This is a genomic window from Variovorax sp. FG153, assembly GCF_057809595.1.
In genome coordinates, this window is sequence record NZ_JBMDKG010000009.1 from 135,312 (window position 1) to 149,840 (window position 14,529).

Genomic DNA, 14,529 nt, shown 5'->3' on the forward strand with positions numbered 1-14,529 from the left:
TTCGTCTCCTTGTCAGTTCTTGAAAGGCCACAGATGAAAGAAACGGCGGATGCGCCGCCACACTTCGGCGAGCCCGTGCGGCTCGAACACCAGGAAGCCGACGATCAGCAGGCCGAAGACGACCGTGCGCACCGGCGACAGGAAGACGGTCATCTCGTGGCCGCCCGGCAGCAGGTCGAACACCAGCTTGAGCAGCTCGGGCACCATGGTCATGAAGACGGCGCCGAGGATGCCGCCGAGGATCGAGCCCATGCCGCCGACGATGATGGCGGCGAGGAAGAAGATCGACATCAAGAGCGGAAAGCTCTCGGGCGTGACGACGCGGAAGAAGTAGGCCCAGAGGCCGCCGGCCACGCCGGCATAGAACGACGAGAGGCCGAACGAGAGCAGCTTGTAGCGCAGCAGCGGAATGCCCAACACTTCGGCCGAGATGTCGCGATCGCGGATGGCGATGAAGGCGCGGCCCACGCGGGTGCGGAACAGGTTGGCGGCGCCCAGCAGCATCAGCACGGTGATCGGCAGGATCAGCCAGTACAAACGGAACGAGGTGTCGAGCGCGATGCCGAAGAGCTGCGCGGGCGGCAGCGACAGGCCGGTGGTACCGCCGGTGAGCTTGAGGTTGGCGAACAGGAAATGGGTGATGAACGAGGCCGCGATGGTGGCGATGGCGAGGTACAAACCCTTGACCCGCAGCGAGGGAATGCCGACGACGAGACCGCCCACCATGGCCACGACGCCACCCGCGAAGAGATTGAACAGGAAGGGTGTGCCGAAGCGGATCTGCAAGATCGCGACGGTGTAGGCACCGAGGCCCATGAACGCGGCCTGGCCCATGCTCACGAGACCGGTGTAGCCGGTGAGGATGTTGAGGCCGGTGGCGCTCGCGACGTTGATGGCGACGAGGCAGGCGAGGTAGAGCCAGTAATCGCTGGCCATGAAGGGGAACAGCACGAGCAGGGCGGCGCCTAGCAGCAGCCAGGTCTTCTGGGTGCGGGAATCGAACAGCGCGGCGTCGGCGATGTAGCTTTGCTTGAGGGTGCCTATGCGCATCGGGTCACCTTTTGATGAGGCGCGAGGATGCGTCGGGGCGCGTGCACAGGACGCCGGGTACTTCCCTCCGCGAATGTCCCCCGCCCTTCGGGCTCCTCCTTGATTTCGCTGCGGGAAGCACCCGGCATCCTGTGCACGAGAAGCGCAGCGGTGGTGCGGCCGGTTCGACCGGCGTGAGCCCACCCCGGACAAAGCGATCGCGTGAAAGAAGAGACCCTCATTCAGAGCCTCTCGATCTCATGCGTACCGAACAACCCGTAAGGCCGGATCATCAGCACGATCACCAGCACCACGAAGGTCGCGAGCAGCTTGTATTCGCCGCCGAGATAGGACCCGGCCAGCGCCTCCACCAGTCCGATGAAGAGACCGCCCACCAGCGCGCCGAGCACGCTGTCCAGACCGCCCACGATCACCACCACCAGCACCGAGAGACCGAAGATCCCCATCGACGAGGAGATCCCGCCGATCGCGCCGACCACGATGCCCGCGACCGCCGCGATCATGGCCGAGGCCACCCAGGCCAGCGAGAACACGCGCGGCACGTTGATGCCCATCATGTAGGCCGCGCCCTGGTCCGACGCCGTGGCACGCAGGGCCACGCCGCCGCGCCAGAAGCGGAACAGCAGCAGCACCAGCACGATCAGCACCAGCGCCGCGAGCGCACCGTAGGCCACCTTGGGGGCGAGGAAGGCTTCGCCCACCATCACCGGCGCGCTCGGCATGAACTCGGGCAACCGGCGCTGGTCGGCGGTCCAGACGATCTCGACCAGGCCCACCAGCACCGAGGCCAGGCCCACCGTCACCATGAAGGCCGAGATCGGCGGCTCGCCCAGCAGCGGGCGGATCATCGTGCGCTCGATCACCGCGCCCAGCAGGCCCGTGCCGAGCACCGAGCCCAGCACCGCGAGCCAGATCGGCAGCGAGAAGGTCGCGGCGAAGGCGAAGAACAGGTAGGCGCCGATCATCAGCATCTCGCCGATCGCGATGTTGACCACCCGCGTGGCCTTGTAGACCAGCACGAAGGCCAGCGCAGCCAGCGCATAGAGCCCGCCGCCGGCCAGGCCGGTCAGCGCGATCTCGAACAGGTAGGCCCAATCCATCACGCCACCGCCGTTGCGTTCGATGCAGTGGCCGCCGCCTGGCCGCGCAGCCTGCGCCGCAGCTCGCCCACGTCGCCCGCGCCCAGGTAGGCGCGCACCACCTCGGGATCGGCCTGCACCTGCGCCGGCGTGCCCTGCGCGATCACCTGGCCGAAGTTGAGCACCACCACGTGGTCCGACAGGTCCATCACCATCCCCATGTCGTGCTCCACCATCAGCACCGTGATGCCCCATTCGCGCCGCACGTCGAGGATGAAGCGCGCCATGTCCTCGGTCTCCTCGCGGTTCATGCCGGCCACCGGCTCGTCGAGCATCAGCACCTTGGGGCCCATCGCGAGCGCGCGCGCCATCTCCACGCGCTTCTGCAGGCCGTAGGGCAGGGCGGCCACGCTGGCATGGCGGATGTGGTCGATCTCGAGGAAGTCGATGATCCGCTCCTCGATGTCGCGGCGCAGCTCGGCCTCCTCGCGGCGCGCGCGGCCCAGGTAGAACAGCGCGTCGAACACGTTGGCCTTCAGGTGCACGTGGCGGCCGAGCTTGATGTTGTCGAGCACCGTCATGCCGCGGAACAGCGCGATGTTCTGGAAGCTGCGCGCCAGCCCGAGCGCGGCGCGCCTGGGCGCCGGCAGCCGCGTGATGTCCGCGCCCTCGAAGACCACGCGGCCGGCCGTCGGCCGGTAGAAGCCCGAGACCGTGTTGAACAGCGAGGTCTTGCCCGCGCCGTTGGGGCCGATCACCGCGGTGATCGAGCCGGGCTGCACGTCGAAGCCCACGCCGCTGAGCGCCTTCACGCCGCCGAAGGCCAGCGTGAGCGCCTCCACGCGCAGCACGGGCGCGGCGGCGCTTCCGTCGGCGGGCGAGGTGGCGCGCGGGCGCTCGGTGTCGGCGTGCATGGCGTCGAGTCGTGTCCTGTGTCCGGGCTTCTGAACGAGAAGAGAAAGAGCAGGTGAGCGATGCGCCGCCGCCTCAGGGTTCCTCCGGCATCCGCATCGCGGGCTACTTGCCCGTAGAATTTCTACTCCTCGGTAACGTCCGCGATCTTCCAGACGCGACTTCGCCGCGGCATCAGGACTTACCCCTGCGCGCAAACCCGGATCGCCCCATGACCCTCACCAAGCGCCGTGCCTCCGCCGCCAAGGCCTCTGCCATCGAGGCCGCCGACGAATCGCCCTGGGTGCCCTCGGCCCAGCGCGCGATGCAGCGCGAACTCAAGCGCCAGGCCGTGCTGCAGACGGCGGCGCAGCTGTTCAACGAGCGCGGCTTCCATGCCACCTCGCTCGACGACATCGCCGAGCGGCTGCACGTGACCAAGCCCACGCTCTACTACTACGTGAAGAGCAAGGACGACATCCTGCTCGAGTGCGTGCGCGCCGCGCTGCGCATGATGCAGGAGGGCATCGACGAAGTGCGCCGCAATGGCGGCCGCGCGCTCGACCAGCTCATGGCCTGCATGCGCAGCTACTCGGCCATCGTCTGCGAGGAGTTCGGCAAGTGCGTGATCCGCATCGGCGAGGACCCGCTGCCCGAGCCGCTCAAGAAGGAGCTGCGTCGCCTCAAGGCCGGCATCGACCACGAGTTCCGCCGCCTGATCGACGAGGGCATCGCCGAGGGCTCGATCGCGCCCTGCGACCCGAAGATGGCGGCCTTCATGCTGGCCGGCGCGCTGAGCTGGATCGGCCGCTGGTACCGGCGCGACGGCGACCTCACGCCCGAACAGATCGCCGACCAGGCGATCGCGCTCTTGCTCAACGGCGTGCTGCAACAGGTGCCCGTGGCACCGGCGCGGCGCAAGCCGCGCGCGACCGCCGCCTGAACTTCCCATGCCATGGAGCAGACAACGATGACCGACACAACCACCCCCGACACCCCGCTCGAGTTCGGCCGCGAAGGCGCTGTCGCCACGCTGCGCTTCAACCGCCCGGCGGCGCTCAACGCCATCGACGTGCCGATGGCGCAGGCCTTCCTCACGGCGGTGCGCGCCATCGCGGCCGACCGTTCGGTGCGCGCGGTGCTCATGAGCGGCGCCGGCAAGGGCTTCATGGCCGGCGGCGACCTCGCGCTGCTGAGCGCCGATCCGCAGGGCGGCGCGGCCGCGCTGATCGGCCCGCTGCACGAGGCGCTGGAAGTGCTCGCCACCGTCGACGCGCCGGTGGTCGCGCAGGTGCACGGCGTGGCGGCCGGCGCGGGCCTGAGCCTGATGCTGCAGGCCGACTTCGTGCTCGCGGCCGAGGGCACGCGCTTCAACCTGGCCTACGTCAACATCGGCGCGAGCTGCGACGTCGGCGCCTCGTGGGCGCTGCCGCGCTGGGTCGGGCTGCGGCGCGCGCTCGAGATCGCGATGCTCGGCGACATGCTCGACGCGGCCGAGGCCGAGCGCATCGGCCTCATCAACCGCGTGCTGCCGGCCGATGCGCTGGCCGGCGAGGCGATGGCGCTGGCGCAGCGCCTGGCCCATGGGCCGACCGTGGCGCTGGGCCAGTTGCGGCGGCTGATGCGCGGCAGCTTCGAGCGCGAGTTGCCGGCGCAGCTCGAGGCCGAATCGGCGGCCTTCCAGGTCTGCGCCGCGAGCCAGGATTTCCGCAGCGGCGTCGACGCCTTCTTCGCCAAGAAGCCGGCGCGCTTCGAAGGCCGCTGATCCCTTTCTCCCTTTTTTTCTTGTTCATTTCATCCAGGAGCAGTTCATGACCTCACGCGAGATCTTCGTCGTCGGCAGCGCCCGCACGGCCATCGGTACCTTCGGCGGTTCGCTGAAGGACGTGCCCAACACCCAGCTGGCCACCACCGCGGTCAAGGCCGCGATCGAGCGCAGCGGCGTCGCGCCCGCGGCCATCGGCCACGTGGTGATGGGCAACGTGATCCCCACCGACACCAAGGACGCCTACTTGAGCCGCGTCGCCGCCATCGATGCCGGCTGCCCGATCGAGACGCCGGCCTTCAACGTCAACCGCCTCTGCGGCTCGGGCCTGCAGGCCATCGTCTCGGCGGCGCAGGCGATCGCGCTCGGCGACTGCGACATCGCGATCGGCGGCGGCTCCGAGTCGATGAGCCGCGGCCCGTACTTCGACACCGCGGCGCGCTACGGCGCGCGCATGGGCGACGTGCAGCTGGTCGACTACATGCTCGGCATCCTCCACGACCCGTGGGAGAAGATCCACATGGGCATCACGGCCGAGAACGTGGCCGCGCGCTACGGCATCACGCGCGAACAGCAGGACGCGCTGGCCGTGGCCAGCCAGCAGCGTGCCGCGGCCGCCATCGCCGCGGGCCGCTTCAAGGAGCAGATCGTTCCGGTCGAGGTCAAGACGCGCAAGGGCGTGGTGCTGTTCGACACCGACGAGCACGTGCGCGCCGACACCACGGTGGAGACGCTCGCCAAGATGAAGCCGGCCTTCAGGAAGGACGGCCTGGTCACGGCCGGCAACGCCTCGGGCATCAACGACGGCGCCGCTGCGCTGGTGCTGGCCGAGGGCGCGCGCGCGAAGGCCGAGGGCCTGAAGCCGCTGGCGCGCCTCGTGGGCTATGCGCACGCGGGCGTGGAGCCGGCCTACATGGGCATCGGCCCGGTGCCGGCCACGCGCAAGGTGCTCGAGCGCACCGGCCTCAAGGTGAGCGACTTCGACGTGATCGAGTCGAACGAGGCCTTCGCGGCCCAGGCCTGCGCGGTGATCCAGGAGCTGGGCTTCGACCCGGCCAAGGTCAATCCCAACGGTTCGGGCATCTCGCTGGGCCATCCGGTGGGCGCCACGGGCGCGATCATCGCGGTGAAGGCGATCGCCGAGCTGCACCGCGTGCAGAGCCGCTATGCGCTGGTCACGATGTGCATCGGCGGCGGCCAGGGCATCGCCGCGGTGTTCGAGCGCGTCTGATCGCGGGGCGAGGAACAGAAGCCGGTGTGTGGCGGCATCCTCCACAAGGAGGAGGACCCGACGCCGGGCCGCCGCTAATCTTCTGCCTGCCTGGAGAGGAGGAGCGAGCGATTCGAGGAGAGGACTCCGGGTGTGTGCAGCGCGTCGGGCGGGGTGGTCTGCCCGACGCGACATGCCTCCTTCCAGACCGCTCTCCCCGGCTTCCCGCTTCGCCGCACCGCGCACAATGCAGCCCGTGCAGCGCCATCCCCCCATCCTCGTCGACGAATCCGAGATCGATTTCAGCGCGATCCGAGCCCAGGGCGCGGGCGGGCAGAACGTCAACAAGGTCTCGAGCGCGGTCCATCTGCGCTACGACATCCGCGCGAGCTCGCTGCCCGAGGACCTGAAGGAGCGGCTGCTCGCGCTGCGCGACAGCCGCATCACGCAGGAGGGCGTGCTGGTGCTCAAGGCCCAGCAGCACCGCAGCCAGGAGATGAACCGCGCCGATGCCATCGCGCGCCTGCAGGCCGTGGTCGACAGCGTGGCGACGGTGCCGCGCGTGCGGCGCGCCACCAAGCCCACCTACGGTTCGAAGCAGCGCCGGCTCGAGGGCAAGAGCCAGCGCTCGCAGGTCAAGAGCCTGCGCGGGCCGGTCCGGGGGGACTGAAAGGGGCGGGAAAGCCGCTTAAGTCCCGCTTAAACCTGCGGTCACGCGGCGCTTGCACAATCCTGTCGATGAGTTTTCCGACGAAGCCTTTCGCTCCGGCGCGTGCCGCCGCCCTCGCGCTGGCCCTGGCCGCGGGGCTGCTGGCCGGCTGCGGACCCGAGCGAGCGGCCCCGGCCACCGCGGCGGCCGGCGTGGCGCCCGAGCTCAAGTGGGAGGAACTGATCCCCAAGAGCTGGGACCCGACCCAGCGCTACCGCAACATCAGCCTCGAATCGCTGCGCGACAACGACCCGCGCGCGATCCAGATGCTCGACGAGATGCGCGCGGTCTGGGACAACGCGCCGGTGAACGTGGCGCTCGACGGCGTCGACGGCCGCCTGACCGGCTTCGTGGTGCCGCTGGACGCCTCGCCCGACGGCATCCGCGAGTTCCTGCTGGTGCCGTACTTCGGCGCCTGCATCCACACGCCGCCGCCGCCGGCCAACCAGATCGTGCGCGTGATCGCCCACGAGACGGTGAAGGGCCTGCACGCGATGGACACGGTGCATGTGCGCGGCACCCTGCGCGCGGCGCGCTATGCCTCGGCCGACATGGGCGTGAGCGGCTACGAGATCCGCTCGGCGGCGGTCGAGCCCTTCGTCGCCAAGGCACAGTAGCCTGCGCGACGCGGCTCAGTCCGCGAGCCGCTCGGCCAGGAAATCCAGGAACGAGGTGATGCGCGCCGACAGCTGCGTGTTGCGGTAGTAGACCGCGTTGACCGGCTGGCGCACGTCGACCGTGTCCTTCGCCAGCACCTGCACCAGCGCGCCGCTCGCGCGGTCGGCCGCGGTCATGAAGTCCGACAGGCACACCATGCCCACGCCGGCCAGCGCGAGCTGGCGCAGGGTCTCGCCGCTCGAGGCCGCGAGGCTGGGCGCGATCTGCCATTCGTCGCCGTGCGGGCCGCGCAGCGGCCAGCGGTTGAGGGATTCGGGCTGGGTGAAGCCCAGCAGCGTGTGCGCGGCGAGCTCCTCCACCTTGCGCGGCCGGCCATGGGCCTCGAGGTAGGCCGGGCTTGCGAGCACGCGCAGCCGGTGCGTGCCCAGCGGCCGCGCATGCAGCGTGGAGTCGCGCAGCGGGCCGATGCGGATCGCGATGTCGGTGCGGCGCTCGAGCAGGTCGATCGGCAGGTCGTCGGTGTCGAGCTCGAGCTCGATCTGCGGAAAGCGGCGGCGGAACTCGGCCACCAGCGGCACCACCGCATGCAGCATGTAGGGCGAGGCGGCATTCACGCGCAGCCGGCCCGCGGGCTGCCCGCGGCGCGAGGCCATCTGCTCCTCGGCCTCGTCGATGGCGTCGAGGATGCCGCGGGTGCGCTGCAGGAAGGCCGCGCCTTCCTCGGTCAGCTCGAGACGCCGCGTGGTGCGGCGCAGCAGCGTGGTGTCGAGTTTCTGCTCGAGCCGGCTCAGCGCGCGGCTCACGCCCGAGACCGTCTGCGAGAGCTGCTCGGCCGCGGCCGTGATCGAGCCGGTGTCGACCACGGTGCGGAAGGCCAGCAGTTCCTCGATCGTGGTCTTCATGGGCGCTCGCTCAGTGCGCGGCCTGGACCTCGGCCTCGGCCGGCAGCGGCACCTCGATGCGCGGCACCAGCGCGGCCAGCGCCTCGCCGTCGGTGCGGTAGCTGAACAGCATCGGCCCGGGCGCCAGCAGGCCGGCGCGCTCCAGCACCTGCATCGCGGGCAGCTTGAGGCCGCTCAGGTGCAGCCGCACGCCGCGCGACTCGAGCATGCGGCGGATCGAGCCGAACACCTCGGCGCCCGTGATGTCGATGCGGTTGATCGGCTGGGCGAACAGGCAGACGTCGGTGAGGTCGGGCCGGTCGGCCAGCGCCACCGTGAGCGCGCGCTCGAGCGTGGAGGCCGAGGCGAAGTCGAGCTCGGCGTCCATGCGCAGCGCATGCAGGTGCGGCGCGAGCGGCGGCAGCTTCCACAGGTGGCGGTCGCGCAGGCTGCCGTCGGGATGCAGGCCGACCTCGATGATGCGCGGATGCAGGTGGCGGTACATGTAGTTCGCGAGGCTCGCGAGCAGGCCGCCGAGCACGCCCCAGTAGATGCTGGGCGCGGTCGCGATGGTGAGCACGAAGGTGCCGATGGCGATGCCGGCCTCGAGCCGCGAGATGCGCCACAGCGCCTTGAAGCTCGAGGGCTTGACCAGCCCGAGGATGGCCGTGACCACCACCGAGGCCAGCACCGCCTGCGGCACGTGGTAGAGCAGCGGCATCAGCCACAGCAGCGCGCCGGCCACCACCACCACGCTGAACAGCGTGGCCCAGCCGGTCTGAGCGCCGGCATAGAGCGTGATCGCCGAGCGCGAGAACGAGGAGCTGGTGGGAAAGGCGCCCGTGAAGCCCGAGGCCAGCTTGGCCAGGCCCTGGCCGATCAGGTCCTGGTTCTCGTTCCACAGCGTGCCGGCGCGCGCGTTGTCGACCTTGGCGCTGGAGGCGGTCTCGAGGAAGCTCACCAGCGTGATCATCAGCGCCGGCAGCACCAGCGCGCCGAAGGTGTGGGCCGGCAGCAGGCCGGGCCAGTAGAAATCGGGCAGGCCCGAGGGCAGGCTGCCGACCACCGCGCCGCCGCGCAGCGCATAGCTGATGCCCCAGCTCAGCGCGGCCGCGCCGCCCACCAGCGCCATGGTGGTGGGAAAGCGCGGCACGAAGCGCTTGCCCAGCCACAGCACGGCGATGCCGCCGAGGCCGAAGGCGATGGCCGTGAGGTCGGGCAGGGGGCCGTCGCCGCTGAGCACCTGCGGGATGGTGCGGCCGGTGAAGCCCAGCAGCGCCGGCAGCTGCGAGATCGCGATCAGCACCGCCGCGCCCTGCGTGAAGCCGATCAGCACCGGCGAGTTCACCAGCCGCAGCATCCAGCCGAAGCCGCCCGCGCCCAGCACGATCTGGATCGCGCCCGACATCAGCGTGAGCCATACCGCCATCGCCACCCATTCGGGGCTGCCGGCCACCGCCAGCGGCGCGAGCGAGGCGCCCACGAGCAGGCTGGTGAGCGCGGTCGGCCCGACCGACAGCCGCTGCGAGGAGCTGAACATCACGGCGATCAGCGCCGGGAACAGCGCCGCGTAGACGCCGGTGACCAGCGGCATGCCCGCGAGCGCGGCATAGGCCACGCCTTGCGGGATGACCATCAGCGCGACCGTGATGCCGGCCAGCGCCTCGCCGCGCAGCAGCGCGGCGGAGGGGCGCGGCCAGCCCAGGCAGGGAATCCAGCGCGCCAGGCGCTGGCGCAGGGAGGGAGAGGAAGCGGAAGGAGCGGGTGGCGGCGTCATGGAAGGCGGTCTGTCGCGCACGCGGGGCGTGGGCGGACGCGGCAGGGGAACGAAGGGAGGGGAAATGCCGCGACCGCCCGATGTTAGTGCGCCGCCACGCCGCGGGCAGCGCGGTTTACCCCGGGCGCGGCGCCCGGCTCGCCCTCACAGCAGCCTGGTGGCGTTCTTCAGAACGTAGTCGCAGCCCTTTTCCTTGACCTTCGAGCTCAGCAGCTTGAAGTTGAGCGTCTGGCCGTCGCTGCCCTTGAGCAGGCCCTTGGCGCCGCTCGCGAAGCCGCTCTGCTGCTGCTTCTGGCCGGTGATCTTGGCCATCAGCTTGTCCTTGACCGAGGCCGCGTCGCCGCCGCCCAGGTAGTTGTTCTTGATGCAGTACTGCAGCACGCCGGCGGCGTTGCCCATGGTGTTGTTGCCGATCGCGGGCATGGCGAAGCCGAGGTTCTCGGCCAGACCGCCGGCGCCGCCGCTGCTGTTGCCGGCGCTGCTCGCCGCGCCGCCGCCCATCTGGTTCTTGAGCTGGTCGAGCAGCTTCGATTCGGCGTTGGCCGAGGCGCCGGCCGCGAGCAGGGCGAGCGCGATCAGGGTGGAACGGAACTTCATGGCGACCTCCTTGGTGCGAATGGATATGCGGGCACAGCATACGCCGCCCCGGTGGCGCGAGGAGGTCGCCTCGGACCGGCTCAGCGCGTGCGCGCCGGGCGCTTGGGCAGCAGCGGCTCGCTCACGCCAGCGACGCCGACCAGCCCGAGCACCGTCACGAGCGAGTTCTGCGCGCCCTTCCAGCCGTCGGTCACGTCGATCCATTCGCTGAGCGCGTGGAAGCCGCCGGTCTTGCCGCCGCCGCCGATGATGATCGCCGGGATGCCCAGCGCCATCGGCACGTTGGCGTCGGTGCTGGCGCCGGTCAAGAGCGTCTTGTGGCCGAAAGCCGCGTTGGCGCGCGTGGCGGCCTCGACGATCACCGAATCGGGCGGCGTGCGGCCACCCGGCCGGTCGCCGATCAGTTTGGTGCTCACGCTCAGCGTGTTCACGTTCCAGCGCTTGTTCTCCTCGGCCACCGCTTCGTCGAGCGTGGCGAGGATCTTCTTCTCGGTCTCGAGCAGCGAGCCCATGTCGTCCGAGCGGATGTCGATCGCCATGCGGGCATCGGGCGCGATGGTGTTGACCGAGGTGCCGCCGCCGACCGTGCCGACCGTGAAGGTGGTCTTGGGGAAGCTCGGCGTGCGCACCTCGGCGATCTTCGCGATCGCGCGGCCCATGCCGTGGATCGCGCTCGGCACCTGGCCGAAGGCGCCGAAGCTGTGGCCGCCCGGGCCCTTGAAGCTGACCTCGTAGCGGTGGCTGCCGGTGCCGAGGATCAGCACCGTGCCGTCGGCCGCCGGCTCGAGGCCGACCATGCCGTCGATGTCGAGGTGGTCGCGGAAGATCGCCTTCATGCCGCGCAGGTTGCCGAGTTCCTCCTCGCCGACATTGCCGACGAACAGCAGGTCGCCCTGCGTCTGCACCTTGTTGTCGTTGAGCACCTTGAGCCAGGACAGCAGCACCGACAGGCCGCGCGTGTCGTCGGAGATGCCCGGGGCGTAGAGCTTGCCGTCGCGTTCCTTGACCTTCACGTCGGTGCCGGCCGGGAATACGGTGTCGAGGTGGGCCGAGATCAGCAGCTTCGGACCGTGGCTCGTGCCCTTGCGCAGGCCGACCACGTTGCCCTCGGCGTCGATGCGCGCATCCGTCAGGCCCAGCGCCTTCATGCGTGCGAGGAAGGCCTCGGCGCGCTTCTGTTCCTTGAAGGGCGGCGCCTCGATCTCGGTCAGCAGCTTCAGGTCCTCGACCGAGCGCTCGTGGTCGGCCTTCACCGCCTCGAGCAGCTTCTGGACCGCGGGCGCTGCCATCAGCTGCGTGTAGGCCTTGTCGACCTCGGGCCGCACCTGCGGCGGGTTGGCGATGGCGCCGCCCTGGGCGAGGGCCGCGCCGGCGGCGCAGAGCAGGGCGAGGGCGATGGGAGCGAGGCGAAACGAGGAGCGGGGCATGCGGGAGATCCGGGCGGTGGAGGTCTGGGTTGAAAGAAAAACCGTCGCGCCATGGATTCGCCGCGACGGGCCGCCGGCGATTCTTATCGGGGGATGAGCATCGCGCTCGGGTTTAATCTTCGTTGCTGTCAGTTTTTCTAACGATGACGATGAAACGCCACATCCCGAGCACGCGCGCGCTGCTGGTCTTCGACGCGGTCGCGCGCCACCACGGCGTGAGCCGCGCCGCCGAGGAGCTGTGCCTCACGCACAGCGCCGTGAGCCAGCAGCTGCGGCTGCTCGAGACCCAGATCGGCGTGCGGCTGGTGCAGCGTTCGGCGCGCGGCACCACGCTGACCGAGGCCGGCCGCCGCTACCACGGCCAGATCGCGGGCGACCTGCTGCGGCTGCAGGACCACACGCTCGAGGCCATGGCCCGGCGCACCGATGGCCTGCGGCTGATCGTGGGCGCGGTGCCGGTGCTGGCCGAGGGCTGGCTGCTGCCGCGGCTGCCGGGCTTCACCGCGCGCCAGCCGGGCTGCAGCCTGCACCTGCAGGTGTTCCCGACGCTGCTCTACATGGAGGACATGCCCTTCGACGTCGGCGTGCAGTACGACGACGCCGTGTGGCCGGGCGCCGAGGCGCGGCCGCTGATGCCCGAGGCCTGCGTGGCGGTCTGCGCGCCCGGCGCGGCCGGCCGGGCCCGGATGGCGCGCGGCGATTTCCGCGAGGCGCGGCTGCTGCACCTGCGCACCCGGCTCGGCGCCTGGGAGGAGTGGTTCGCGCAGGCGCCGGCCGCGACACAGGCGCCCGACAACCTCGTCGCCGGCCATCGCTTCGACCTGTTCTCCATGCTGCTCGAGGCGGTGCGCGCCGACCTCGGCGTGGGCCTGGTGCCGCGCTATTTCGTGGAGCGCGCGCTGCGTTCGGGCGAACTGGCGCTGGCCTGCGAGCACGAGGCGCCGTCGCGCCGCGGCTACAGCGTGTTCGTGCCGCCGAACCGGGCGGCCGATCCGCTGGTGACGGCCTTCGTCGAATGGATCTGCGAGCTGCCCACTGCCTGAGCGGGCCGGGCCTCAGGCGCGGCGGAACAGCAGCACGGAGTTGGTGCCGCCGAAGGCGAAGGAATTGCTGATCGCCGCCTCGAGCGCGGGCGCCTCGGCGTCGCCGGGCGCCACCAGGTTCAGCGCGCAGTCGGGATCGATTTGGCCGCCGTTCACGTTGGGCGGCAGCCGGCGTTCGCGCAGCGCGAGGATGGTGATGACCGCCTCGAGCGCGCCGGCGCCGCCGAGCAGGTGGCCGTGCAGCGCTTTGGTCGAGCTGGTGCGCAGGCCGTCGAGATCGTCGCCCCAGACCGCGGCCAGCGCATTGCGCTCCACCACGTCGCCGATGCGGGTGGCGGTGCCGTGCGCGTTGCAGTAGCCCACGTCGCGCGGCGCCAGCCCCGCCTGGCGCAGGGCCGAACGCAGCGCGCGTGCCTGGCCGGGCGCGTCGGGCTTGGTGAGATGGGTGGCGTCGCTGCTCAGGCCCCAGCCGGCGAGCAGCGCATGGATGCGCGCGCCGCGCCGGCGCGCGCGCTCGGACGACTCGAGCACCACGAAGGCCGCGCCCTCGCCGAGCGCGAAGCCGCTGCGGTCGGCCGCGAAGGGCCTGACCGCCTGCGCCGCCTCGCCGCTCTGGAAGCCGGCCAGCGTCATCATGGCCTGCCAGGCCAGCACCACGCCGGGCACGATCAGCGCTTCGCTGCCGCCCGCGATGGCGAGATCGACCTCGCCGCGCTGGATCGCCTTGGCGGCCTCGGCGATCGCCACCGACGACGAGGCGCAGGCCACCGAATAGGTGAGCACCGGGCCCTGCACGCCCTGGCGCATCGACACGTGGGCCGCCGGCGCATTGGGCATGAAGGCCGGAATGGTCAGCGGCGACACGCGGCCGTTGCCGCGGTAGGCGGCCTCGAGCGCCGCCGCGCCGCCCATGCCGCAGCCGCCGTAGACGCCCACGCGCTCGGCATCGAGGCCGCTGTCGGCGAGGGTGGGAATGCCGGCATCGCGCATCGCGAGGTCGGCGGCGGCCACCGCGAGCTGGCTCACGCGGTCGACGCCCGCGAGCTGCAGCTTGGTGAACCAGCGGCTCTCGTCGAAGGCGACGGTGGCGGCGGCGGCCGGCTTGGGGAGTTCGGGGAACACCGGCGCGATGGCCGAGCGGCCCTGCAGCAGGGCCTCGAACAGGGTGTCGGGATGGTCGCCGTGCGGGGCGACCACGCCCAGCCCGGTGACGGCGACCTCCGAGGGCGTGTTCACGCTGGCTTGGCGGCGCGGACCTTGTCGACCAGCACGGCCAGTTCGGCCAGCGTGTCGATGTTGGCGTCCTCGTCGGGCATGGTGATGCCGAAGTGGTCTTCGATGGCGAACAGGAATTCGGCCAGCGCCAGCGAATCGAGCCCGCCTTTCTCCCGCATGGAGGCATGGGGGTCGAGGGTCGACGGTTCGATGCCGTACTTCTCTTGGATCAGGTCCTGCAATTCCTTCAGCGAACTCATCGTGCGA

The 14,529-nt window shown here is 70.7% G+C and carries 15 protein-coding genes; 6 read left to right on the forward strand and 9 right to left on the reverse strand.

Annotated elements, in window-relative coordinates; genetic code table 11:
• Nucleotides 1–12: 12 nt before the first annotated feature.
• From ACODT0_RS13290 to ACODT0_RS13300, 3 genes are all read right to left on the reverse strand, one after another.
• Nucleotides 13–1,050, reverse strand: coding sequence for a branched-chain amino acid ABC transporter permease (locus ACODT0_RS13290; protein ID WP_413763942.1), 1,038 nt, complete (start codon nt 1,048–1,050; stop codon nt 13–15).
• A gap of 221 nt (nt 1,051–1,271) precedes the next feature.
• Nucleotides 1,272–2,150 carry a branched-chain amino acid ABC transporter permease gene (locus tag ACODT0_RS13295; protein WP_057595845.1) on the reverse strand — a complete coding sequence of 293 codons (879 nt, stop codon included), beginning with the start codon at nt 2,148–2,150 and terminating at the stop codon, nt 1,272–1,274.
• Nucleotides 2,150–3,043: an ABC transporter ATP-binding protein gene (locus tag ACODT0_RS13300; protein WP_489041473.1), complete on the reverse strand. Its 894-nt coding sequence runs from the start codon at nt 3,041–3,043 to the stop codon at nt 2,150–2,152. Before ACODT0_RS13300 ends, ACODT0_RS13295 begins: the two co-directional genes overlap by 1 nt.
• 209 nt (nt 3,044–3,252) lie before the next feature.
• Between ACODT0_RS13300 and ACODT0_RS13305 the strand changes: the two genes are divergently transcribed.
• From ACODT0_RS13305 to ACODT0_RS13325, 5 genes are all read left to right on the forward strand, one after another.
• On the forward strand, nt 3,253–3,963 hold the full coding sequence (locus ACODT0_RS13305) for a TetR/AcrR family transcriptional regulator (RefSeq protein WP_489041474.1): 711 nt from the start codon (nt 3,253–3,255) through the stop codon (nt 3,961–3,963).
• Nucleotides 3,964–3,990: 27 nt separating this feature from the next.
• Nucleotides 3,991–4,785 carry an enoyl-CoA hydratase/isomerase family protein gene (locus ACODT0_RS13310; protein ID WP_489041475.1) on the forward strand — a complete coding sequence of 265 codons (795 nt, stop codon included), beginning with the start codon at nt 3,991–3,993 and terminating at the stop codon, nt 4,783–4,785.
• A 46-nt stretch (nt 4,786–4,831) separates the two neighbouring features.
• On the forward strand, nt 4,832–6,016 hold the full coding sequence (locus ACODT0_RS13315; RefSeq protein WP_489041476.1) for an acetyl-CoA C-acyltransferase family protein: 1,185 nt from the start codon (nt 4,832–4,834) through the stop codon (nt 6,014–6,016).
• Nucleotides 6,017–6,251: 235 nt separating this feature from the next.
• Nucleotides 6,252–6,665, forward strand: coding sequence for an alternative ribosome rescue aminoacyl-tRNA hydrolase ArfB (gene arfB, locus ACODT0_RS13320; protein ID WP_489041477.1), 414 nt, complete (start codon nt 6,252–6,254; stop codon nt 6,663–6,665).
• Between the two features lie 68 nt (nt 6,666–6,733).
• Complete coding sequence (locus tag ACODT0_RS13325; protein WP_057595839.1) at nt 6,734–7,321, forward strand: DUF3299 domain-containing protein; 588 nt, start codon at nt 6,734–6,736, stop codon at nt 7,319–7,321.
• Nucleotides 7,322–7,336: 15 nt separating this feature from the next.
• Here the strand turns inward: ACODT0_RS13325 and ACODT0_RS13330 are convergent, their stop codons facing one another.
• From ACODT0_RS13330 to ACODT0_RS13345, 4 genes are all read right to left on the reverse strand, one after another.
• Nucleotides 7,337–8,224 carry a LysR family transcriptional regulator gene (locus tag ACODT0_RS13330; RefSeq protein ID WP_296740444.1) on the reverse strand — a complete coding sequence of 296 codons (888 nt, stop codon included), beginning with the start codon at nt 8,222–8,224 and terminating at the stop codon, nt 7,337–7,339.
• A gap of 10 nt (nt 8,225–8,234) precedes the next feature.
• Complete coding sequence (locus ACODT0_RS13335; protein ID WP_057595837.1) at nt 8,235–9,980, reverse strand: SulP family inorganic anion transporter; 1,746 nt, start codon at nt 9,978–9,980, stop codon at nt 8,235–8,237.
• Nucleotides 9,981–10,124: 144 nt separating this feature from the next.
• Nucleotides 10,125–10,577, reverse strand: coding sequence for a DUF2501 domain-containing protein (locus ACODT0_RS13340; RefSeq protein ID WP_489041478.1), 453 nt, complete (start codon nt 10,575–10,577; stop codon nt 10,125–10,127).
• Between the two features lie 80 nt (nt 10,578–10,657).
• Nucleotides 10,658–12,004 carry a M20/M25/M40 family metallo-hydrolase gene (locus ACODT0_RS13345; protein WP_489041479.1) on the reverse strand — a complete coding sequence of 449 codons (1,347 nt, stop codon included), beginning with the start codon at nt 12,002–12,004 and terminating at the stop codon, nt 10,658–10,660.
• Nucleotides 12,005–12,153: 149 nt separating this feature from the next.
• Between ACODT0_RS13345 and ACODT0_RS13350 the strand changes: the two genes are divergently transcribed.
• Entirely contained in the window at nt 12,154–13,047 is an 894-nt protein-coding gene (locus tag ACODT0_RS13350) for a LysR substrate-binding domain-containing protein (protein WP_479672109.1), read from the forward strand.
• A 12-nt stretch (nt 13,048–13,059) separates the two neighbouring features.
• On the opposite strand, the gene ACODT0_RS13355 is transcribed toward ACODT0_RS13350, so the two are convergent.
• Nucleotides 13,060–14,283: a beta-ketoacyl-[acyl-carrier-protein] synthase family protein gene (locus tag ACODT0_RS13355; protein ID WP_489041480.1), complete on the reverse strand. Its 1,224-nt coding sequence runs from the start codon at nt 14,281–14,283 to the stop codon at nt 13,060–13,062.
• On the reverse strand, nt 14,280–14,522 hold the full coding sequence (locus ACODT0_RS13360) for an acyl carrier protein (RefSeq protein ID WP_057597863.1): 243 nt from the start codon (nt 14,520–14,522) through the stop codon (nt 14,280–14,282). Before ACODT0_RS13360 ends, ACODT0_RS13355 begins: the two co-directional genes overlap by 4 nt.
• Nucleotides 14,523–14,529 lie beyond the last annotated feature (7 nt).